This window comes from Wenjunlia tyrosinilytica (assembly GCF_014646055.1).
Taxonomy (GTDB): domain Bacteria; phylum Actinomycetota; class Actinomycetes; order Streptomycetales; family Streptomycetaceae; genus Wenjunlia; species Wenjunlia tyrosinilytica.
Window position 1 is genome coordinate 90,471 of sequence record NZ_BMMS01000009.1, and the last position, 21,665, is coordinate 112,135.

General features: G+C 73.3%; 18 protein-coding genes. 9 read left to right on the forward strand and 9 right to left on the reverse strand.

The genetic code is table 11. The annotated features are described in order from the left end of the window. Positions 1–195 carry a hypothetical protein gene (locus IEY86_RS12130; RefSeq protein WP_189131620.1) on the forward strand — a complete coding sequence of 65 codons (195 nt, stop codon included), beginning with the start codon at positions 1–3 and terminating at the stop codon, positions 193–195. Between the two features lie 92 nt (positions 196–287). On the opposite strand, the gene IEY86_RS12135 is transcribed toward IEY86_RS12130, so the two are convergent. Continuing rightward, entirely contained in the window at positions 288–3,470 is a 3,183-nt protein-coding gene (locus IEY86_RS12135; protein ID WP_229698358.1) for a sacsin N-terminal ATP-binding-like domain-containing protein, read from the reverse strand. A 1,248-nt stretch (positions 3,471–4,718) separates the two neighbouring features. After that, a complete protein-coding gene (locus IEY86_RS12140) occupies positions 4,719–5,609 on the reverse strand; it encodes a DUF3027 domain-containing protein (protein ID WP_189131743.1) in 891 nt (296 codons plus the stop codon). Positions 5,610–6,027: 418 nt separating this feature from the next. On the opposite strand from IEY86_RS12140, the gene IEY86_RS12145 reads away from it, so the two are divergent. From IEY86_RS12145 to IEY86_RS12160, 4 genes are all read left to right on the forward strand, one after another. After that, positions 6,028–7,317: an MFS transporter gene (locus tag IEY86_RS12145; RefSeq protein WP_373287008.1), complete on the forward strand. Its 1,290-nt coding sequence runs from the start codon at positions 6,028–6,030 to the stop codon at positions 7,315–7,317. 93 nt (positions 7,318–7,410) lie between these two features. Beyond that, positions 7,411–7,878 (forward strand): DUF2771 domain-containing protein, encoded by a 468-nt coding sequence (locus IEY86_RS12150; protein ID WP_189131622.1) that lies wholly within the window; start codon positions 7,411–7,413, stop codon positions 7,876–7,878. A 16-nt stretch (positions 7,879–7,894) separates the two neighbouring features. Next, complete coding sequence (locus IEY86_RS12155; RefSeq protein ID WP_189131623.1) at positions 7,895–8,608, forward strand: futalosine hydrolase; 714 nt, start codon at positions 7,895–7,897, stop codon at positions 8,606–8,608. Further along, entirely contained in the window at positions 8,605–9,453 is an 849-nt protein-coding gene (locus IEY86_RS12160; RefSeq protein ID WP_189131624.1) for a 1,4-dihydroxy-6-naphtoate synthase, read from the forward strand. The genes IEY86_RS12155 and IEY86_RS12160 overlap by 4 nt, the downstream gene beginning before the upstream one ends. 81 nt (positions 9,454–9,534) lie before the next feature. On the opposite strand, the gene IEY86_RS37810 is transcribed toward IEY86_RS12160, so the two are convergent. Then, the gene (locus IEY86_RS37810; protein WP_189131625.1) at positions 9,535–9,918 is read right to left on the reverse strand and encodes a cold-shock protein; all 384 of its coding nucleotides are present in this window, start codon (positions 9,916–9,918) and stop codon (positions 9,535–9,537) included. Between the two features lie 199 nt (positions 9,919–10,117). Here IEY86_RS37810 and IEY86_RS12170 point away from each other — a divergent pair, with 199 nt between their 5' ends. Then, positions 10,118–10,375: a hypothetical protein gene (locus IEY86_RS12170; RefSeq protein WP_189131626.1), complete on the forward strand. Its 258-nt coding sequence runs from the start codon at positions 10,118–10,120 to the stop codon at positions 10,373–10,375. On the opposite strand, the gene IEY86_RS12175 is transcribed toward IEY86_RS12170, so the two are convergent. Next, positions 10,339–11,016, reverse strand: a complete 678-nt coding sequence (locus IEY86_RS12175; RefSeq protein ID WP_373287002.1) for an HAD family hydrolase — start codon at positions 11,014–11,016, stop codon at positions 10,339–10,341. The genes IEY86_RS12170 and IEY86_RS12175 overlap by 37 nt on opposite strands. A gap of 135 nt (positions 11,017–11,151) precedes the next feature. Beyond that, positions 11,152–12,159: a hypothetical protein gene (locus IEY86_RS12180; RefSeq protein ID WP_189131627.1), complete on the reverse strand. Its 1,008-nt coding sequence runs from the start codon at positions 12,157–12,159 to the stop codon at positions 11,152–11,154. A gap of 128 nt (positions 12,160–12,287) precedes the next feature. Between IEY86_RS12180 and IEY86_RS12185 the strand changes: the two genes are divergently transcribed. Then, positions 12,288–14,699, forward strand: coding sequence for a helicase-associated domain-containing protein (locus IEY86_RS12185; protein WP_189131628.1), 2,412 nt, complete (start codon positions 12,288–12,290; stop codon positions 14,697–14,699). On the opposite strand, the gene IEY86_RS12190 is transcribed toward IEY86_RS12185, so the two are convergent. Beyond that, a complete protein-coding gene (locus IEY86_RS12190) occupies positions 14,662–15,267 on the reverse strand; it encodes a VanZ family protein (RefSeq protein WP_373287003.1) in 606 nt (201 codons plus the stop codon). The two genes, IEY86_RS12185 and IEY86_RS12190, sit on opposite strands and share 38 nt — an antisense overlap. A 232-nt stretch (positions 15,268–15,499) precedes the next feature. Here IEY86_RS12190 and IEY86_RS12195 point away from each other — a divergent pair, with 232 nt between their 5' ends. After that, positions 15,500–17,146, forward strand: coding sequence for a DNA repair helicase XPB (locus tag IEY86_RS12195; RefSeq protein WP_189131629.1), 1,647 nt, complete (start codon positions 15,500–15,502; stop codon positions 17,144–17,146). Here IEY86_RS12195 and IEY86_RS12200 read toward each other — a convergent pair. Together IEY86_RS12200 and IEY86_RS12205 are read right to left on the reverse strand one after the other, a co-directional pair. Then, positions 17,098–18,285 (reverse strand): glycosyltransferase 87 family protein, encoded by a 1,188-nt coding sequence (locus tag IEY86_RS12200; protein WP_373287004.1) that lies wholly within the window; start codon positions 18,283–18,285, stop codon positions 17,098–17,100. The genes IEY86_RS12195 and IEY86_RS12200 overlap by 49 nt on opposite strands. 33 nt (positions 18,286–18,318) lie before the next feature. After that, positions 18,319–18,504, reverse strand: a complete 186-nt coding sequence (locus tag IEY86_RS12205) for a hypothetical protein (protein ID WP_189131630.1) — start codon at positions 18,502–18,504, stop codon at positions 18,319–18,321. Positions 18,505–18,802: 298 nt separating this feature from the next. Here IEY86_RS12205 and IEY86_RS12210 point away from each other — a divergent pair, with 298 nt between their 5' ends. Further along, positions 18,803–20,950, forward strand: a complete 2,148-nt coding sequence (locus IEY86_RS12210; RefSeq protein WP_189131631.1) for a HelD family protein — start codon at positions 18,803–18,805, stop codon at positions 20,948–20,950. 6 nt (positions 20,951–20,956) lie between these two features. On the opposite strand, the gene IEY86_RS12215 is transcribed toward IEY86_RS12210, so the two are convergent. Next, positions 20,957–21,664, reverse strand: a complete 708-nt coding sequence (locus IEY86_RS12215; RefSeq protein WP_189131632.1) for a copper homeostasis protein CutC — start codon at positions 21,662–21,664, stop codon at positions 20,957–20,959. Between the last annotated feature and the right edge of the window lies 1 nt (position 21,665).

Consider the following 21,665-nt stretch of genomic DNA (forward strand, 5'->3'; position numbering starts at 1 on the left):
ATGACAATTAACGGGGCACTTCGGACGACGGGCGGGATACTGGCACGCGGTCGTCGTGGCGGTCACCACTACCACCACTACCACGGGAGCGGCAGCGGCGGCGGCGGCTCGATGCCGACATGGATGTGGGTGCTGATCGCCCTCGTGGTCATCGGCCTGGTCGTGTGGGGCTTCAGCCGCAGCCAGTCCGACTGAGTCATCAGAGCGGCGGGGCCCCCGCGCCCCGCCGGGCGCTCGGGCCGCTCGGCGGGCTCCGCGTGCTCGGGGCCGCTCGGCGGGCTGGGCGGCTATTCGAACCAGCGGGCCTCGGCGAGTTCCGCCGAGCGGTCCGGCTCCGCCAGGAGTGCGGCGATCTCGAAGCGGCGCTGCCACTGGCCGGCCGCCCAGGCCAGGCCCGCGGCGACCCCCTCCAGGGTCGCCGCGTGCAGCACCCCGTCGACGTAGCGCCAGTCCACCTCGACATCGCCGGTGACGCGCAGTTCCTCGTGCTCGAAGTAGCTCTCGGGGGCGCCCGGCAGGACGGCGAGCACCTCGGCCGGCACACCGTGGGGCTCTCCCTCGGTGACGATCTCGGCGGTGTGCGCGTCGCCCGCCTTCCGCACCTGGAGGAGCTCGGCGAGGTCGTCCGCCAGGCGCGGCGGCACCGGCAGCAGGGGTCCGTCCGCCGCCAGCGGCAGCAGGTCGGGGGCATCGGCGATGACGGCGTCGGCGGCGTCCACGACCTCCGTCGAGCCGTCGACCACGGCCCGCAATTCGTCGGGCAGGGTCAGCGTCTGCGGGTCGAGCTCGGCCAGGGCGGCGTAGATGCCGTGCAGTTGCGAGGGGCTGACCTCGCGGTCGGGGTCGGCGAGGCGGGCCAGCAGCTCGGCCGGGCCACCGGGCTCGTCCAGGAGCGCGGCCACCGACGTCCGCACGCCGAGGCAGCGCAGCACCTGGTCGTCGGGGAGCGGGTGCTCCACGTCGACTCCGGCGTCGTCGTAGAGCCCTTCGAGCAACGGGTCGCCACCCGCAGCCCGCAGACCGACCGGGCGGCGGCCGTCGAGCACCGGGTGGTCGCGCAGCCACCAGGCGGTGTACGGGCGGACGTTCTGCGTGGAGCCGTCCGGCAGGAGCACCCGCACCGGGGCGATCAGCGCGTCCCGCAGCGGCGGCTGGGCGAGCATGGACAGCGCCTGCGGCCAGGCGTCGTCATCCACGAGGTCGAGGTCGCGCACAGCCACCAGCTCGGTGGCCACGGGCGGGACATCGGACTCGGGCAGCTGGTCGAGCACGTCCTCGCACCACACGTCCACGGCGTCCAGCAGGCCGACGTCCTCGGCCCAGGGCTCCAGGCCCTCGTCGGGTTCGAGGTCGTCGGGGTCGAGGACGACGTCCTCCGCGCGCACCAGCGCGAAGGTGGCCAGGACGCCCAGCGCTGTCAGCGGACGCTCCCCCCACCGCTCCAGCAGCTCGACGTCGCAGGCGGCGAGCTCGCCCTCGCGGATGACGGCCTCGAAAGGGCTGCCCGGCAGGACCAGCTCCGCCGCGGGAGCGAGCTCCCCCTCGTCGTCGGGGAGGGCCAGCGCGCCCAGCCACGGCTCCTCGCCGGGACCGATACCGCTGGCCTGGACGAGCCGGAGGACCACGTCCGCCAGTTCGTCGGCGGCCAGCGGGCCCTGGTCCTCGTCCCACGCCTCCTCGGCGTCGAGCGAGTCGGCGACGGCGGCCCTCACCTGGGCAGTGGTCAGCACCGCGCGGGCGGTGGCCGGAAGCGCGCCCAGCTTCTCCAGCAGGGGATGGGCGGCGTCGGGATGCGCGACCTTCAGCCCGAGACGAGCCAGGCGGGCGGGGTCGATGCCGTGGTGCTCGGTGTTCGGGTCGTTGGCGTCGGGCAGCGGCAGGAGCACCTGGCGCGGCCCGGTGACCGTCCGGCCGTCGGCGAGCGGCACGGGAAGCCCGCCGAGCAGGTCGGGATCGGTGCCGGAGAGGGCGCCGTACAGCCGGTACCACCAGTCGGCGGGGCGTTCCAGACCGGCGAGGCGGTCGATCATCTCGCCGAGCGGGACACGGTGGACGCCGAGGGTGCGCAGCTCCACCCGGCGCTCGAGGCCACCGGGGATCAGGGTGTGGAAGACCTCGGCGAGAACGGCGACGGTGGCGGCGTTGGCGCCCTCGACGAGTTCGGCGTCGGCGGGGCGCAGCGCGAGAGGTACGTCCTCGTCCTCCGGCGGGGCGGCGGCGGTGGGCAGGAAACGGGTGCTGGGCAGGAGTTCGAGCACGCCGCGGCGCAGGCGGGCGTCGAGCTCGCCCTTGCCCAAGGGGCCGGGTACGAGGCTGAGGGTGCCCACACCGACCGGCTCCCAGTCGCACAGGAGCTTCACATAGGCCCGGGCGGCCTGCGAGAGCAGGAACTCGGTGAGCGGGCCGGGGGCGGCATGGCGGCGGGTGGGGTCCAGGGGCAGGCTCGCGATGAGGAGCGCGGGCACCCCGAGGGGTTCGTCGGTGGGGGTCGGGGCGTGCACGACGGGTGCGGTACGGGTGGCGGCGGGGGCGCCGTCGCTGCCCACGGGAACGGCCCAGGTCAGCGCCCAGGAGGGACGCAGGCGCTCCTCGACGGGGCGGTCGGCGAGGAGCTCCGCGGCGATGGGGCCCTGGGCACTCTCGACGCGCCAACGGGTGGTGCCGTTGGCGGAGTCGGTGACGACGACGATGTTCTGCTCTTCGCTCCGGATGAGGGTGCGCACGCCCTCGGGGGTCTCGACGACGACCTCGGCCAGGCCGGGGAGGGTGAGGAGGAGGGCGTCGTCGATCGCGGCGAGGAGGCGCTGGACGAGGTCCTCGGCGGCGCCGTCGCGCAGGGGCAGGACGACGACGGTGTCATAACCGTCGGGAGGTGTGCCCTCGGCGGGCAACGGCAGTCGAAGGAGCGGCACATGGCCGTCGCGGCGGCGAAGTTCGTCGCCGAGGCCGGAGCTTGTGCGGGCCGTCTCCTCGGCCAGTTCGCGTGCCTCGGCGAGCGACCAGCGCACCCCGCCGGAGCGGCCGATGACGGCGGGCTCGTCGGTGACGGCGAGGACGGCGGAGAACCCGACACCGAAACGGCCGACGGTGGGCTGGGTGTCGTCGCGCTTGGCGGAGGCGCGGAGGGTGGACAGGGACTCGACACCGGCGGCGTCGAGCCCGGCGCCGGTGTTGGCGGCGGCGAGCATGGCCGGCTGGCCGCCGTGGGCGGGGTGGAGGATGAGCCGGAGACGGCCGGGGACACGGGCGCGGGCGGCGGCGTCGGCGGCGTTCTGGGCGAGCTCCACGACGAGGCGGTCACGGTAGCCACCGAGGACGAGGTCCTCCTCGGCGTTGGCGTCCTCGCGGAAGCGGGCGGGCGAGGCGGCCCAGGCATCGAGCACGGCCCCGCGCAGGTCAGTGGTCCCGAAGGGGTCGGCTCCGCCGGACTGCCCTTGGACCAACGACGACAAAAACGATGCCGTTCCCACTGCCGCTCTCCTCCGCCACCGACGCCGAGCTACCTGGTCCGGTGAAGGTACAGCCGAACCGCCCTGGGAACATCATCGCCCTTGTGGGCGGCGACGGGGACCGGAGCCGGGGGGCGAGCTGGTGACGCTGGTCCGACGGTCTCGTTTGCCGGGCGGCGGTTCGATCTGCGCGCTGCCGCGCGAAGGACAAAGGCACCAGCAACGGCGGAAGGTGGGCGAGGGGCCTGCTCCGGCAGCCGGGCGGCGGCTTCGAAGCGCCGCTTCGCGGCGATAGTGACGGACAGGCGCCGCCGGTCCGACGGTCTCGTTTGCCGGGCGGCGGTTCCATCTGCGCGCTGCCGCGCGAAGGACAAAGGCACCAGCAACGGCGGAAGGGGCCGGGGCCCGCTCCGGCAGCCGGGCGGCGGCTTCGAAGCGCCGCTTCGCGGCGATAGTGACGGACTGGTGACGCTGGTCCGACGGTCTCGTTTGCCGGGCGGCGGTTCCATCTGCGCGCTGCCGCACGAAGGACAAAGGCACCAGCAACGGCGGAAGGGGCCGGGGCCCGCTCCGGCAGCCGGGCGGCGGCTTCGAAGCGCCGCTTCGCGGCGATAGTGACGGACTGGTGACGCCGATCTGACGGCTCCACCACCGGGCGGCGGTTCGATCTGCGCGCTGCCGCACGAAGGACAAACGCGCCAGCAACGGCGGAAGGGCGGGCGAGGGACCTGCTCCGGCAGCCGGGCGGCGGTTTACTAGCGCCGCTTCGCGGCGAGGGGACGGGTGGCAGGGGTACGGGGATGCCGTTTTCAAAACTGGTGGTGAGAATTTGGCCGCGCGCCCCCGCGCACACCCCCCTGGGCACAAGTGAAATTGCACCACCAATTTCAGAAACGGTACCCATACCCCCGGCCCGTGCACGCCTCACCGACGCGAAGCGGCGCGCGAAAACCGCCGACCCGGCGGCGCGGCCGCACCTCGCGCCCACTTTCGCCGTTGCCGACGCTTTTATCCTTCGCGCGACAGCGCGCGGACCGAACTGCCACCCGGCAAAGAAAACCGTCACACCAGCGCCACAACCCCGACCCCACAACCCCGACCCACAACCCCGACCCACGAACCAGACCCGCCCGACGGGGCAGGCCCACCCCGCGCCCGCCTCTGCCGTTGTCGGCGTTCCTGTCTCACTCGCGCGGGAAGTGCGCAACCCACGCCCCGCCCGGCGGCGCCGCCGTCGCGGCGACGCCGGCCCGCGTCCCCGCGCGCCGCTCAGCTGTGGCCCAGTTCCTCCGACTCGGCGCCTTCTTCCACCGATCCGCCGGTCCGCTCCGGATGGAGCGACATCGGGTCCACGTCGTGCATCTCGTCCAGCACCGGCTCCGCCGGCTTCGGCGGCTTCGGGACCACCGCCGCCTCCGAATGCGCCCCGCAGCCGAACGACAGTGACACCACATGCCCGTCGGCCGGGCCGTACTCGTTCGCGCACACCCCGAACGCCTGCCGCAGCGACCCCGCGATCGGGACCAGGAAGCCGCAGGTCGCGCACTTGGCCGGCGCCGCCTGCGCCATCGGCGTCTTCGGCCCGAACTGCTCCTCCCACCGGTCCGCGGCCGCGTGCAGCCCGTAACGGGACAGCACCCTCGGCCGCGCCATGCCGATCTCCTCGGCGACAGCCGCGATACTGCTCACACCCGGAGCCGGCTTCGGCTCCACATCCGCGTCCTCGGCCTCCGCCAGTTCCGCGACCTCCGGCGACACCGCGGAGTTCGGCGGCGGCTCATCGGCCCCGGTGAACCCCGGCTCCAGCCGGAGATCGTCCGCCTCCGTCGGCAGCAGATCACCCGGCCCCAGGTCACCGGGGCGCAGCCGCTCGCTCCACGGCACCCACTCGGGCGCGAGCACCGCGTCCCCGCCCGGCAGCAGCACCGTCTCGTCGACCGTCACCTGCTTGCTGCGGGACGCGCGGGCCAGCGTCACCGCCCAGCGCCAGCCGCGGTAGGCGGCCTCCTTCGTGGCGAACGAGTGCGTGACGACCCGGTCGCCGTCCGCCACCACACCAAGGTGCTCGCCCACGCCGTCGGGGCCTGCGGCGTCCTCGGCCGCGGCACGGGCGAGCTCGACGGCCTCGGCACACAGGCGGTCAGGGGTACGGCTTCGCATCGCAGCACTCACAAGAACGATTCTCTCCTAAGCCGCAGATCAATGGCGCCCTCCGGGTGGCGGAGCGGATATCTGGATCCGCATCGACGCGTGCACCGGCAAACGCTTGTCCCGACCATTCTGCTGGACCGGGAGCGGTGCCGTTCACCGGACGGCTGCCTCGTGCACGGTACCTGGCTCCGACAGCACCGGGAAAGCACCTGCGGAAGCGCGACCGCGAGGATCCGCAAGCCCCACCGCAAGGAGGAGACTGCCTGCGGTTTGTCCACTAGTCGGCCGTCGTCCGCCTCAGTTGAGGCAGTATGGCCAGGTGGCAGCCGACAGGAGGACCGACGGCGGGCCGGCGCGCCGGTCCGAGAGCACGCTTGCCCGCGGCGGGTCGCGATTCTTCGGCGGATTCCGACGGGCGGGCCGTGCCGTGGGCGGCCGGATCCGCAAGGCCACCCATGCCCAGGGGGCGGGTGAGTCCGGCCTCGGCAAGCTGATCGAGCTGCACGCCGTGAACTCCGCGGGCGACATGCTCATCACCATCGCCCTCGCCAGCACCGTCTTCTTCTCCGTCCCGACCGGCGAGGCCCGCGGCCGGGTCGCCCTGTACCTGCTGGTCACCATGGCCCCTTTCGCCCTGCTGGCACCGGTCATCGGGCCGCTCCTGGACCGCGTCCCCCACGGCCGCCGCACCGCGATGGCCATGGCCATGCTGGCCCGCGCGGTCCTGGCGTGGACGATGGCGAGTTCCGTCGCGAACGCGGGGCTGGAGCTGTATCCGGCGGCGCTGGGCGTCCTGGTGGCGTCCAAGGCGTACGGGGTCGTGCGCAGTGCCGTCGTGCCACGGCTCCTGCCGCACCGGGTCACGCTGGTGAAGGCCAATTCCCGGGTCACGCTGGCCGGACTCGTGGCCACGGCCGTCGCCGCTCCCCTGGGCGGCCTGCTGCACATGATCGGCCCCGGCTGGCCGCTCTACGGGGCGTTCGGCATCTTCGTCCTGGGCACCGTCCTCGCGTTCTCGCTGCCGCACAAGGTCGACTCGGCCAAGGGCGAGGAGCGCGCGCACATGGTCGACCTGCACAAGCGCGACACCGGCGCGGCCACGCTGAAGAAGCGGCGGGCCCCCGGCCTGCGCAACGTCGGCTCCTCGGTCCTGAACGCCCTCCAGGCCAACTCCTCGCTGCGCGCCCTGTCCGGCTTCCTCACCCTCTTCATGGCGTTCCTGCTGCGTGAACATCCGATAGGGGGGCTCAGCGCCCCCGTCTCGCTCGGCGTGGTCGTGGTGTCGGCGGGCCTGGGCAACGCGTTCGGCACCGCCCTCGGCTCCTGGCTGAAGTCCCGGGCGCCGGAGGCGATCATCACCACCGTCCTGGCGCTGGCGCTCGGCGCCACGATCGCCGCGGCGATCTGGTACAGCACGGTCACCGTGGCCCTGGTGGCCGCGACCGCCGGCCTGGCGCAGGCACTCGCCAAGCTCTCGCTGGACGCGCTGATCCAGCGCGATGTGCCGGAGGAGGTCCGCACCTCGGCGTTCGCCCGCTCGGAGACGGCGCTCCAGATGGCCTGGGTGGTCGGCGGCGCCATCGGCATCATGCTGCCGCTCAACGGGGAGCTCGGACTCGGTGTCGCCGCCGGGCTGGTGGCCCTGGGCTTCGTGACGACGGTGCGCGGGTTGCTGCTCGCCGGCCGACGCGGCACACCGCATCCACGGACCGTCTGAGACGCACGGCCCCGCAGGGTGTCCCCTCTGATGTGGGCGCGGCACGCCGCACCCCCGCGTGGTGGCGCGGGTGGCGCCCGGTAGCCTCGGGCCATGACCATTCGCCGCCGTGCCGCCGTGATCGGCGCCGTTGCTGTCGGGCTGGCCACGCTTGCCGCCTGCGACAAGCCCACCCCGCTCGCCTACATCACCTCGGGCACCGACTCGGTCCACGCCGAGGCGCAGTGCTACGACGACGGGGACCAGATCTCGCTCGGCCGCGTCCGCCAGTGCCTGAACGCCAAGCCGAAGAAGACGATCACGGTGCACCTCGGTGAGCGGATCCGCTTCGGCGTCGACCCGACGATCGCCAAGGAGGGCTGGTCGCTGGGCATCGAGGGCCAGCAGATCAACGACCCGACGAAGGACACCTACCACAGCTACCCCGTGGACGGTTTCTTCCAGGCGGACCAGACCACGGGTCAGCGGGCGAAGTCGGTGAATGTCTCGATCATCGAGAACTCGCTGAAGAAGAAGGAGTACTACGGCGTGTGGAACTACAAGGTCAAGCTGGCCGACTGACACGCCGCCGCGTCCCGTGCGACTGCTCGTCGTGACCGCTGTGGCGGCGGAGCTGGACTCCGTCGCCCAGGGACTGCGCGCCCTGGAAGACAGGGGAGTGCATCCGCTTCCGGGCCACCGCCTGCGCCGACTGGGCGTGGCAGGGGGCCCGTTGCGCGCCGACCTGCTGGCCGCGGGTGTCGGCCCGGGCGCGGCCGCCGCCGGTGCGGCCTCGGCGCTGGCCACCGCGTTCCTGGCCAACGAGGCCTACGACCTGGTGGTCGCCGCGGGCATCGCGGGCGGCTTCGGCGGTGTCGCCCCCGTGGGATCGGTGGTGGTCGCGGACGCGATCGTCGCCGCCGACCTGGGGGCGGAGACCGCCGCCGGGTTCCTGCCGGTCCAGAAGCTCGGCTTCGGCACCTCCGTGCATCTGCCGCCGCAGCCCCTGGCCGGTGAGGTGGCGCGTACGCTCGAAGCGGTGACGGGGCCGGTGCTCACCGTCTCCACCGTCACCGGTACCGCGCGGAACGCCGAACTGCTGGCCGCCCGCCACCCGGGCGCCGCCGCCGAGGCCATGGAGGGTTTCGGCGTCGCGGAGGCCGCGGAGGCGCACGGCGTACCCGTCCTGGAGATCCGCGCCGTCTCGAACACCGTCGGGCCCCGTGACCGCGACGCCTGGCGGATCGGCGACGCGCTGGCCGCGCTCACCGACGCGTTCGGGAAGCTGCGCCCGCTACTGGAGAAGACATGAGCCTGCGGATCGCCTACTCACCCTGCCCCAATGACACCTTCGTCTTCCACGCGTGGGCGCACGGACTGGTGCCGGGCGCGCCCGAGCTCGATGTGACCTTCGCCGACATCGACATCACCAACGGCATGGCCGAGCGCGGCGAGTCCGACATCCTCAAGGTCTCCTACGCGGTGCTGCCGTGGGTGCTGGAGGAGTACGCCCTGCTGCCGTGCGGGGGAGCGCTCGGCCGCGGCTGCGGGCCGCTGGTGCTCACCCGCGAGGAGAGCGATCCGGCGCGGCTGGCGGGTGGGACCGTGGCCGTGCCGAGCGAGCGCTCCACCGCCTACCTGCTCTTCCGGCTGTGGGCGGCGCGCGCGGTGCCGGGCGGTGTCGGCAGGATCGTCGTCATGCCGTTCCACGAGATCATGCCCGCGGTGCGCGACGGCGGGGTGGACGCGGGACTGGTCATCCACGAGGCCCGTTTCACCTATCAGGAGTACGGCCTGCACTGCCTCGCCGACATGGGCGAGGCATGGGAGGACGAGACCGGGCTGCCCATCCCGCTGGGCGCGATCATCGCCAAGCGGTCCCTCGGCGAGGAGCGGCTGGTCGAACTCGCCGAGGCGGCGAAGGCCTCGGTGCTGCTGGCGTGGGACGACCCCGAGGCGTCGCAGGCCTATGTGGCCGAGCACGCCCAGGAGATGGACCCCTCCGTGGCACGGCAGCACATCGGGCTCTATGTCAACGAGTTCACCGCCGACCTCGGGGTGGACGGCTATGCGGCGGTGCGCGGGCTCCTCACCCGCGCCGCCGCCGAGGGCCTCGTCCCGCCGATCAAGCCCGACGCGCTGCGCTTCCCCGGATAACGCCCCCGGACAAGCGCGCGTCCGGAAAAGCTCCTTGCTTCCCCGGACGGCCGTCCCGCCTTCCCCTGCCGGCGCCCCCGCTCAGACGTCCAGCTGGTCGGCGACCGCGCGCAGGACCCCCGCGATCTTGCGCCCGTGCGTCTTCTCCGGGTAGCGGCCGCGCTGGAGCGAGCGGGCCACCTCCTCCAGCAGGGTCGTCAGGTCCTGCACGATCGGCAGCAGTTCATCGGGCTTGCGGCGCTGAGCGGCCGCCACGGAGGGCGCCGGGTCCAGCAGGGTCACCGAGAGCGCCTGGTCCCCGCGCTGGCCGGCGACCACGCCGAACTCCACACGCTGGCCGGGTTTGAGCGAATCCACCCCGCTCGGAAGAACCGACGAGTGCACGAAGACGTCGCCGCCGTCGTCGCGGGAGAGGAAGCCGAAGCCCTTCTCGCTGTTGAACCACTTGACCTTGCCGGTAGGCACGTCAGACCTCGTCCCTCGTCCTCGCGTCGGAAAAACTGAAGCGCGATTGGCGCTCGTCACTCACTCGAATACGCGTCGAAAAACAGAAAAGCTCGGGTAACACATTGTCGCGGGTGACCGGACGACCGGTAACCCGCTCCCACCAGGCTAATGGTCCCCCACCCCGTGGCAAGATGCCCGCGAGTTCTACCCTGGTCCGGTGAGCAACGAAACCAATGCGCAGCCCGGCGATCTCCTCGTCCGTATCGGGGTGATCGTCTTCATTGTCGGAGCGGTCGCCACGGTCGTCACCGTGATACCGCTCCTGCTCGGTCTGGACCCGCTGCCGACGGCCGCCTACCTGGTGTCCATGCTCATGCCGACGGGCTTCGCCCTCGCCATCGCCGGGACGGTCCGATCGGTGCTGTCCCAGCGCCGGGCTCAGATGAGGGCTTCCTCGATCTCGTCGGCCGCGTAGGAGTCCAGCCAGGCGGGGAAGCGCGTGAGGTCGTCGAGCACCACATGGGCTCCGGCGCCGCGCAACTCCTCCGCCCCGCAGGGCCCGGTGGGCACGGCCACGCTCAACGCCCCGGCGGCGTGCGCCCCGCGCACGTCCCCGATGTGGTCGCCGACGTAGACCGAGGCGCCGTGCTCGCGCAGCGCCTCCGCCTTGGCTTCTGCCCACAGCCAGCCGATCACCGAGTCGGCGGCGATGCCGAGGCGGTCGATGTGCAGCTGCGCGTTGGGCTGGTGCTTGGCCGTGACGACGATGGCCTTGCCGCCGTGCCGGTGCACCGCGTCCACCGCCTCACGGGCCCCGGCCATGGCGGCGGTCCCGGCAATCGCGTGCACCGGATAGAGCTCTCGGTACCGCAGGGTCATGGCCTCGATCCGCTCGGCCGCGAACCAGTGCGCCAACTCGATCTCCAGCGGCGGCCCCAGCCGGGTGACGACCAGGTCCGTGTCGATGAACGTGCCGGTCTCCTCGGCGAGCGCGTCGAACGCCGCCTTGATGCCGGGCCGGGAGTCGATCAGCGTCATGTCGAGGTCGAAGCCGACGGTGAAGGGGCGTGTGCTCGCTCTCGTGGGCGCGGCGGGGCCAGGTCGCGTCATGGGCATGGGGCCCATTGTGGCTGACGGGGCCGCCGCCCCTCGAACGGGTTCGCCCCAGCCGAGTCGCCGGCGACGGCCGGCCCTGCGCGGGCAGGGTGCCCGGCCCCTGCGGGTCGGCGCTCAGCCCCTGCGGGTCGGCGCTCAGCCCCTCCGGGCGCGGCGGTCCGCCCGCCAGACCAGGTACACGGCCGAACCGATCGCCGCCACCCGCACCATCACCGGCAGCGCGTCCTGCAGCGCGGGCCCCATCCTGCCGTCCTTCAGCGGCTCGCCCCAGCGGCCGGTGTTGCGGCCCCAGAGCCAGGTGAAGGTGCCGGTGGCGGTCAGGGCCGGGATGCCGAGCGCCGCGACCTGGGCCTCCATCCGGGTCAGCCGGGACGAGTAGTAGGCGACCAGCCAGCCCGCCGCGACCACGAACAGCGAGCCGGTGAAGGTGCCCACCAGCAGGAGCGCCGCGGCAAGCCACTCACGCCAGAAGACCCCGCGAGCCGGGGAGAAGGCGGCCGCGTTCCGGCGTCGGCGCAGCAGCCCTCGCCGCCGCTGCGGCTCCGCCTGCTCCACCGCTGTCCCGGGGTCGGGACCCGGATCGGCGGGGCTGAGCGGGCTCCACCAGTGCTTGCGCGCCTTCTTCTGCTCGAAGCCCCGCTGTGCCGGTACATCCGTGGTCTTGCCCACACCTCCGAAGGTCGACTTCGACGGGGACACCACGGTCGGCTTGGGAAGGAAGCCCGGGGGAAGCGAGGACACATTGAGACCCGGGTCGGCGGGATCCGGGTCGGCGGGCTCGGAGTCGGCCGAGCCCGAACGCTGCTGCGGCAGCCGCCACCACTCGGCGGCCACGGCCACCTCGGCGGGATCGACCAGCACCTCGCTGCCGGGGAACGGAGGAGCGTCCGGATCGTCCTGCGGGGTGTCGCCCCAAGCCGCCGCCCGTTCCACCACGGTGTCGGGGCTGCCCAGCTTCCCCAGGATCCGCCGTACCGCCGCCGGGTTGTCGGCCTGCCCCGCCGACCGCTCGCGTTCCCGTTCGATGTCCTGGCGCAGCTGGGTCACCAGCCGCAGGCGCTCCGCCGCGGGCAGCGCCGACTGAGCCAGGTCGCCGACCCGGCTCAGGTAGTCGTAGATCAGCTGCTCGCTCTCGATCCCCATTGTCCGACCCCCGCCTGTGCCGGTCCTCGTCATGGCCGGCCTTCGTCGTGGCCTGTCGGCCCATCCGAAACGATAGAGCCCGCCCACGCACAAGCCTCCCCCGACACAGGGCGGCTAATGTTGAGCGGATGAGCACAGAGCAGAGCACCGCGCCCCGGACCCTGGCCGAGGATCTGCGCGCCCGCGACGACGAGGCGCTGTCCGGCCTGCTTCGGGCGCGTCCCGATCTGCTCTCTCCCGTGCCCAACGACCTCACCCAGCTGGCCACTCGCGCCGGGACCCGTGCCTCGGTGGTGCGGGCCCTGGAGCGGCTGGACCGCTTCACCCTCCAGACCGCGGAGGCCATGGCGGTGGGGCCGGACGGCTGCGACCTGGGTGTTCTGGGCGCGCTGATGCCGGACGTGGAGGCCCCGGCGGTCGAGGCGGCCGTGGAGCGGCTGCGGGAGCGGGCCCTGGTGTGGGGGTCGGACGAGCGGCTGCGCCTGGTGCGCACCGCCCGCGACATGCTCGCCCCGTCCACGGGCGCGCCCTCCCCGACCGGCCTCGGCCCGACCGTGGCGGAGGCCACTTCCGGTACGTCGCCGGGCCGGATGCAGGAGCTGCTGGCCGACGCCGGGCTGCCCGCGACACACGATCCGGTGAGCGCCGTCGCCTCGTTGACGGCCCTGTTCAGCGACGCCGAGCGCATGGACGTCCTGCTCGCCTCGGCGCCCCGCGGCACCACGGAGGTGCTGGGCAAGCTGACCTGGGGGCCGCCCTACGGCGAGACTCCGGACGCCGGGCGCCATGTGCGGGCCGCCGACGCGGTGACCCCGGTCCAGTGGCTGCTGGCCCGGGGGCTCCTGCTGCCATCAGGTCCCGGCAATGTCGTGCTGCCGCGCGAGGCCGGACTGTACTTGCGCGGGGGCCGGGCGCACCGGCACCACGAGCCCGTTCCGCCGTCGGTCGAGCCGGTCGAGCGTGATCCACAGGCTGTGGACGCGGCCGCGGCCGGGCAGGCGTTCACCGCCGTTCGCACCGTGGAGGAACTGCTCAAGCGCTGGGACACCGGCGGGCCCGCGGTGCTGCGGGCGGGAGGCCTGAGCGTGCGCGACCTGAAGCGCACGGCGGCCGCGCTCGACCTGAGCGAGCAGACGGCCGCGTTCTGGCTGGAGGTCGCCTTCGGCGCCGGACTGCTGGCGTCGGACGGCGATGTGGACGAGGAGTGGGCGCCCACCCCCGCGTACGACGAGTGGCGGCAACACCCCACGGAACGCCGCTGGGAACAGCTCGCCGCCGCCTGGCTCACCGCCACCCGCGTCCCCGGTCTCGTGGGCACGAAGGACAGCAAGGGCAGGGTGCTCGCCGCCCTGGGCCCGGACCTGGACCGCTCACTGGCCGCCGAGGTGCGCCGCCGACTGCTGGCCCTGCTCGCCGGCCTGCCCGAGGGCGGCGCGGCCGGCCGCGACCAGCTGCTCGCCCGGCTGCGCTGGGACCGGCCGCTGCGCGACGGCGCCGACGGGCTGCGCGAGCAGATCATGGACTGGACGCTCCTCGAGGCCGAACTCCTCGGAGTGACCGGCCGCGGCGCCCTGTCCTCCCACGGCCGCGCCCTGCTCTCCGGCGGCCACCCGGCACCGCTGCTGGCCCCTCTGCTCCCGCAGCCGCTGGACCATGTGCTGCTCCAGGCGGATCTGACCGCGGTGGCACCCGGTCCCCTGGTCACCCATCTCGCCGAGACGCTGGCGGTGGCCGCCGATGTGGAGTCCAAGGGCGGGGCGACCGTCTTCCGGTTCACTCCGGAGTCGGTGCGTCGGGCGCTGGACGCCGGACGCAGCGCCTCCGACCTTCACGCCTTCCTCGCCGAGCACTCGAGGACGCCCGTTCCGCAGCCGCTGACGTACTTGATCGACGATGTGGCCCGTAAGCACGGCCGTCTGCGGGTGGGCGCCGCGTCGGCGTATCTGCGCTGCGACGACGACGCCCTGCTCGCCGAACTCCTCGCCGACCGCCGCTCGTCGGGCCTCGGTCTGCGCAGGCTCGCGCCGACCGTGCTGGCGGCGCAGGCCCCGCCGGATGTCCTGCTGGAGCGGCTGCGGTCGATGGGCTGCGCCCCGGCGGCGGAGTCGGCCGACGGCGATGTGCTCATCGCCCGCGCGGACGCCCACCGCACGCCGCCCCGTTCCGCGCCCGTTCCCGTCCCCGAGGGGCCCCCGGTCCCGGACGCCGTGCTGCTGGGGGCCGCGGTCAAGGCGATCCGGGCGGGCGACCGGGCGTCCACGGCCACACGCCGGCCGGCCGTTCCGGCGCCCGCCGACGGAGGGCTGCCGCGGTCGGCGGCGGCCGAGACCCTGGCGGCGATGCAGGCCGCGGTCATGGTCGGGGAGACCGTCTGGATCGGCTACGTCAACGCGGACGGGGCGGCCAGCCAGCGGGTGATCGCCCCGGTCCGTGTCGAGGGAGGGTTCGTCACGGCCTACGACCACACCACCGACGAGGTGCGGACCTTCGCCCTGCACCGCGTCACGGGCGTCGCGGAACTGGCCGACGAGCCCGCGTGAAGCGGTGCCACCAGTGGTGGCGGCGGGGGTGGATGGCCCGGCCCAGGCGGCGGCCGAGGACCAGGTAGCCCAGCAGCGCTCCCACGGTGTTGAGGATGACGTCGTCGATGTCGAACGCCCGGCCCTCCACGAGCATGCCCTGGACGGTCTCGACCATGACCATCACCACGGCGGTGAGGACGCAGACCCTCAGCAGCCCGCGCGCCTTCGGCCACACCACGGGCAGGAGCACACCGAACGGCACGCCCAGCAGGATGTTCCCGCCGATCTGCTTGAAGGTGTCGCGCAGCGCCGGCTGGTCCATGTAGTCGCGGATGGAGTCGCCGGGGCGCAGGTTGGTGTGGGTCAGGGGCACCGAGGCCTGGGACGGAACGAGGGTCAGCCTGGCCAGCACCACCGCGAACGCCACCATCGCGGCGAAGGCCGCCAGCATCACCAGGACCCGCACCGCGAGGGGGGCCGGGGCCTTCGGCGCGGCCGCAGCCTCGTCCCGCTCCTCCTCCCGCACCCTTTCCGCCGCTCCTGCCTTGCCGGTCCTGTCTCTGCCGAACACGAGGCTGCGCGCCACGGTCCACCCCCCGGGGGTCGGTTGTGCGGTGTCGGTCCGCGTCCGCGTCTGTGTCCGCGTGCGGAAGCCCAGTCGCGGGAGCTCTGCCGTGGGGGCGGCTACCCAGGGTGAGAGCTCGCATGCGGCGGGGGCGGGTACTTGCGCCGATGAGCGACACTGGTTGTTTGGCTGCACCACCCACCGAGCCACCGAGCCAGCCATCACCCACCGAGCCGGAGGAAAGGCCCAGCGCGTGAACGACGGACCGCTGATCGTCCAGAGCGACAAGACACTCCTGCTCGAGGTGGAGCATCCCAAGGCCGACGAGTGCCGCCGCGCCATCGCCCCCTTCGCGGAGCTGGAGCGCGCTCCCGAGCACATCCACACCTACCGGGTCACCCCGCTCGGCCTGTGGAACGCGCGGGCCGCGGGCCACGACGCCGAGCAGGTCGTCGACGCCCTGGTGACGTTCTCCCGCTACCCCGTCCCGCACGCCCTGCTCGTGGACGTCGCCGAGACCATGTCGCGGTACGGGCGCCTCCAGCTCCTCAAGCACCCGGTGCACGGCCTCGTGCTGACCTCCAGCGACCGCCCGGTCCTGGAGGAGGTCCTGCGCTCACGCAAGATCATTCCGCTCGTCGGGGCGCGGGTCGACCCCGACACCGTCGTCGTGCACCCCTCGGAGCGCGGGCAGATCAAGCAGTTCCTGCTGAAGCTGGGCTGGCCCGCCGAGGACCACGCCGGGTACGTGGACGGCGAGGCGCACCCCATCGAGCTCGACGAGACCGGATGGGCGCTGCGCCCGTACCAGCGCCAGGCGGTCGAGGGCTTCTGGCACGGCGGCTCGGGTGTCGTGGTGCTGCCGTGCGGCGCGGGCAAGACGCTCGTCGGCGCCGGGGCGATGGCCACGGCGAAGGCGACCACATTGATCCTGGTGACCAACACCGTCTCCGCCCGGCAGTGGAAGCACGAGCTGGTGAGGCGGACCTCGCTGACCGAGGACGAGGTCGGCGAGTACAGCGGCACCCGCAAGGAGATCCGCCCCGTCACCATCGCCACCTACCAGGTGATGACGACCAAGCGGAAGGGCGTCTACCCGCACCTGGAGCTGTTCGACTCCCGTGACTGGGGCCTGATCATCTACGACGAGGTGCACCTGCTGCCCGCGCCGGTCTTCAAGTTCACCGCCGACCTCCAGGCGCGGCGCCGCCTCGGCCTGACGGCCACGCTCGTGCGCGAGGACGGCCGTGAGACCGATGTGTTCTCCCTGATCGGGCCCAAGCGCTTCGACGCCCCGTGGAAGGAGATCGAGTCGCAGGGCTACATCGCGCCCGCCGACTGCGTGGAGGTGCGGGTCAACCTCACCGACCACGAGCGGCTCACCTACGCCACGGCGGAGCCCGAGGAGAAGTACCGCTACTGCTCGACCACGGCGACCAAGCAGCATGTGTGCGAGGCCATCGTGCGCATGCACACCGGCGAGCAGACCCTGGTGATCGGCCAGTACATCGACCAGCTCGACGAGCTCGGCGACCACCTCGGCGCGCCCGTGATCAAGGGCGACACCTCGAACCCGCAGCGGGAGAAGCTGTTCGAGGCGTTCCGCCAGGGAGAGATCTCGGTCCTGGTGGTCTCCAAGGTCGCGAACTTCTCCATCGACCTTCCGGAGGCGGCGGTGGCGATCCAGGTCTCCGGCACCTTCGGATCACGGCAGGAGGAGGCACAGCGGCTCGGGCGGGTGCTGCGGCCCAAGGCGGACGGCCGGGCGGCCCGCTTCTACTCGGTCGTGGCCCGCGACACGGTGGACCAGGACTTCGCCGCTCACCGGCAGCGCTTCCTGGCGGAGCAGGGCTATGCGTACCGCATCGTGGACGCGGACGAGCTGCTCGCCTCGGACTGAGCCCGCATCGCCGTGCGGGCGAGGAAGGCCAGGCCCAGCAGCGGGTAGGGGGCGGCCAGCGGTTGCTGCCACCAGGGCAGGCGCAGATCGAGGACGCCCGCGTGCGGGACGAGCCACATGGTGCGGGCCAGGAAGACGGCCGTCGCGCCGAGAGCGATCCCCGGGGCATCGGCGGCGAGCAGGGCCAGCAGGGGCACGCACCACACCCAGTGATGGGACCAGCTGATCGGGCTCACCAGCAGGGCGGTCACGGCGCACGCCACGACCGCCCAGGGCTCGTCACCGCGCCTGCTCGCCCGCGCGGCGACGGCGAGCCCGGCGGCGGCGGTGGCGACGGCCGCGGCCGACCACACCGGGCCGGGCTGCGCGGTGTGCAGGGCGCGGGCGATCAGCCCCTGGAGCGACTGGTTGTCCACGATCCAGGGCTTGCCGACGCGTCCGGTCTCGAACAGGCGCAGCGTCCAGAACTCCACGGACGCCGACGGCAGCAGGGCCAGGCCCACGGCGGCCGTGGCAAGGAAGGCCCCCGCGGCGGTGAGCCCCGCCCGGGTGCGGCCGGTCAGCAGGAGGTGCACGGCGAAGATCGCGGGAGTGAGCTTGATCCCCGCGACGAGGCCGACGGCCAGGCCCTTGCCGCGGGCGCCGTCGGGGCGCGAGAGGTCCCACAGGACGGCGGTGGTGACGAGCAGGTTGACCTGGCCGAAGTGCAGGGTCTGGAAGACGGGCTCCAGCCAGATCCCCAGGGCGATGGCGGCGGGTACCGCGATCCGGCGCGCGTGCGGGGCGGGCCAGTTCGCCAAGCGCAGCGAGAGATGGACCAGGAGCGCGAGCAGGGCCGCGTTCCCCAGGGTGACCGCCACCTTGAGCGCGGGCAGACCCAGCCAGGTGGTGGGAACGAAGAGCAGGGCGGCGAACGGCGGATAGGTGGCGGGCAGATCCCACTCGGTGACCCGCAGGCCGTAGAGGTCATGGCCTCCGGCCGCGGCCGCCGCGCCCTCCGCGCGGTAGACGAGCATGTCCGCCATCTCGGCGGGGACAACCGTCGCGTGCAGGGCCGCGTAGGCGGCCAGGGACAGCAGGGGCAGGGTCCAGATCAAGCGCGCGGCGGGGCGCGTTTCACTGCGGAGCTCGGCGATCACGCGCGCGACCCTAGCGCGGCCGGGTGACGGCAATCAGTACGTGGAGTACTTGACGCCCTCGGAGCCCAGGACGGTCACACGGAAGGCCGTCTCGGCGAAGATGCCTATGGCGCGCAGAGCGGAGCCCACGAGGTGCCGGGGGCGGTTGTGCGTGCCGGTGACCGCGGTGCTGCCGCGGACCCGTGGCACGGGCGGACGGTTCATGTGTGCGGTGCTCATACCCCCAATGTACGAACCGCTCCACATGGAACGCATGGGCCACCGGGCCCGGAATCCGTGGCGCGCCGGACGCCCGCTCGGGAGCGCCGCGCCTGCGTCCGCGCCCCGGCCCGCGAGCGCCGGCGGCCGAGCGCCGACGGCCGGAAAACAAGTCGCGGGGGTCCGGAAGCCGCACTACACTCTCCGCTCTTGCCGCCTCCCGAAGCACATCCGCGGGAGGGCCGCCCGGACGGAAACCGGTCGGCGTCTCCATGTTTTCCCCGGCCGCGGTGGGCCCCGCCCGCCGCGTTCCGCCGCCATGCGTGAAATTCCGGAGGCCACACCCGTGCCCACGCACGCCCGACCCGACGACCCCGGCATTCCCCACGAACCCGACATCCCCGACGACCCCCTGGGCCGCGAACGCTCCCACCTCGCCGCCTCCCGCGCGGCGCTGTCCGCCATGCGCGCCGACGTCCAGGCGCTCGACCTCACCGACGTCACGGGGAACTGGGTCAACGCCCGGATCCTCCAGCGCGAGATCACCGCCCGGATCGCCGCGCTCGCCGATCTCGCGGACACCCCGCTGTTCTTCGGCCGCCTCGACTACCTGCACACGCCCGGCGAGGCGGACAGCCCCCTGCCCCAACCGTCCGCGGACGAGCACGGAACGCGCTTCTACATCGGCCGCCGCCACGTCCACGACAAGGACGGCGACCCGATGGTGATCGACTGGCGGGCTCCGGTCTCGCAGCCGTTCTACCGCGCCTCCCGCGCCGAGCCGATGGATGTGGCGCTGCGCCGCCGCTTCGGCTACACGGGCGGGGAGCTGACCGCCTACGAGGACGAGCACCTCAGCGATCCGTCCGAGGCGGACACCGGCGGCGCCCTTCTCCAGGCGGAGATCGAACGGCCGCGCGTCGGCCCGATGCGCGACATCGTCGCCACCATCCAGCCGGAGCAGGACGAGATCGTGCGCGCCGGCATCTCCGGGACGGTCTGCGTCCAGGGGGCGCCGGGCACGGGAAAGACCGCCGTCGGCCTGCACCGCGTGGCCTACCTGCTCTACGCCCACCGGGAGCGGCTGGCCCGGACCGGCACCCTCGTCGTCGGCCCCAACCGGTCGTTCCTGCACTACATCGAGCAGGTGCTCCCGGCGCTCGGCGAGCTGGACGTTGCGCAGGCGACGGTCGAGGAACTGGTGGCGCACGTACCGGTGCGCGGCACGGACTCGGCGGCGGCCGCGCAGATCAAGGGCGACGCGCGGATGGCCGAGGTGCTGCGGCGCGCGGTCGGATCCGGGCTGCGGATGCCGACGGAGGGCCTGGTGGTGGTGCGCGGTTCCCGCCGCTGGCGGGTGCCGGTGTACGAACTGGATGAGATCGTCACCGAGTTGCGCGAGCGCGACATCCGCTACGGCGCTGCCCGCGAGGCGCTGCCCCAGCGGATCGCCCACGCGGTGCTGGTGAAGATGGAGCTCGGCGGCGAGGCACCCGACGACCGGGTGCAGGACGCGGTGGCCCGCACCAAGGCGGTCAAGGACGCGGTCAAGGAGCTGTGGCCGCCGGTCGACCCGGCGAAGCTGGTACTGCGGCTGCTGTCCGACGGGGAGTTCCTCGATCAGTGCTCGGAGGGGGTGCTGACCGAGGACGAGCGCAAGTTGCTGCTGTGGTCCAAACCGGCCAGGGGGGTGGGGTCCGCGCCGTGGTCCTTCGCCGACGCGGTGCTCGTGGACGAGGTCCGCGATCTGGTCCAGCGCACCCACAGCCTCGGCCATGTGGTCGTCGACGAGGCACAGGACCTGTCCCCGATGCAGTACCGGGCGGTGGGACGGCGCTGCTCGACCGGATCGGCGACGGTCCTCGGCGACATCGCCCAGGGAACGACGCCGTGGGCGACCGGATCGTGGCAGGAGGCGCTGTCCCACCTCGGCAAGGCCGAGGCCAGGATCGAGGAGCTGACCCGTGGCTTCCGGGTGCCCCGCTCGGTGATCGACTACGCCTCGCGCCTGCTGCCGTCGATCGCGCCCGGACTCGCCCCGGCCACCTCGGTGCGTGACTCCCCCGGCTCGCTGGACATCCGTACGGTGGAGGCGGCCGGGCTGGACTCGGCGGTCGTGGCCGCGTGCCGGGAGGCGCTGACCCATGAGGGGTCCATCGGTCTGATCGCCGCCGACGCCAGGATCCCCGGGCTGGCCGAAGCACTCGACGCCGCCGGGCTGAGCCGGCTCGAGCCCGGCGAGGAGACCTCCCGGCAGGCCCGGCTGACCCTCGTACCGGCGTCCCTGGCCAAGGGCCTGGAGTACGACTACGTGGTCGCCGACGAGCCGGTGGCGATCGTCGACGGCGAGCCCGACGAGCGGACGGGGCTGCGGCGCCTGTACGTCGTCCTCACCCGGGCGGTCTCCGGACTGACGATCGTGCACGCGGCCCCGCTGCCGCGGGAGTTGGACAGCGACGCCCGGTGAGCGGTCTCAGACGGGGACGGCGGGGGCGTCGAGGAGGGAGCGCCACTCCCGCACCAGGGCGGGGTCGACCGCGCCCGACCAGCCGCCCTGCCTGACCGCTCCGCCCACATGGAAGGCGTCGATCCCCGCCGCCCGCAGCACGGGCAGATGGTCCAGGCGCAGGCCGCCGCCGACCAGGAGGCGGGGCTCATGGCCCGGTGCGCCGCTGTCCGATGCCGCGGCCTCGGCGAGGAGGGTGGCGAGGCCGTCGTCTACACCGCGGGCCGAGCCGGCCGTGAGGAAGGTGTCCAGACCTGGGTACCCCTCGAGCTGGGACCGCAGCCAGTCGCGGTCGGCGCTGTGGTCGATGGCGCGGTGGAAGGTCCACCGGCATCCGGGCACGGCGCCGGTCACCGCCCGGACGGAGTCGAGGTCGAGCCCGCCGTCGGGGCCGAGGAAGCCGAGCACGAACTCCTCGGCGCCCTCGGCCCGCAGCTCCTCGGCGGTGGCGCACAGCCGGTCGGTGTCGCCCGCCGCGAAGCCGTCCTGGAGCCGCAGCATCACCCGCAGCGGCAGGTCCACGGCGGCGCGGATCCGGGCGAAGAGCTCACGGGGTGGGGTGAGGCCGTCGGCGGCCATGTCGGTGACCAGCTCGAGCCGGTCGGCCCCTCCCGCCTGAGCGGCCACGGCATCGTCGGCGCTGACCGCGATCACTTCGAAGATTGGTCTAGACATG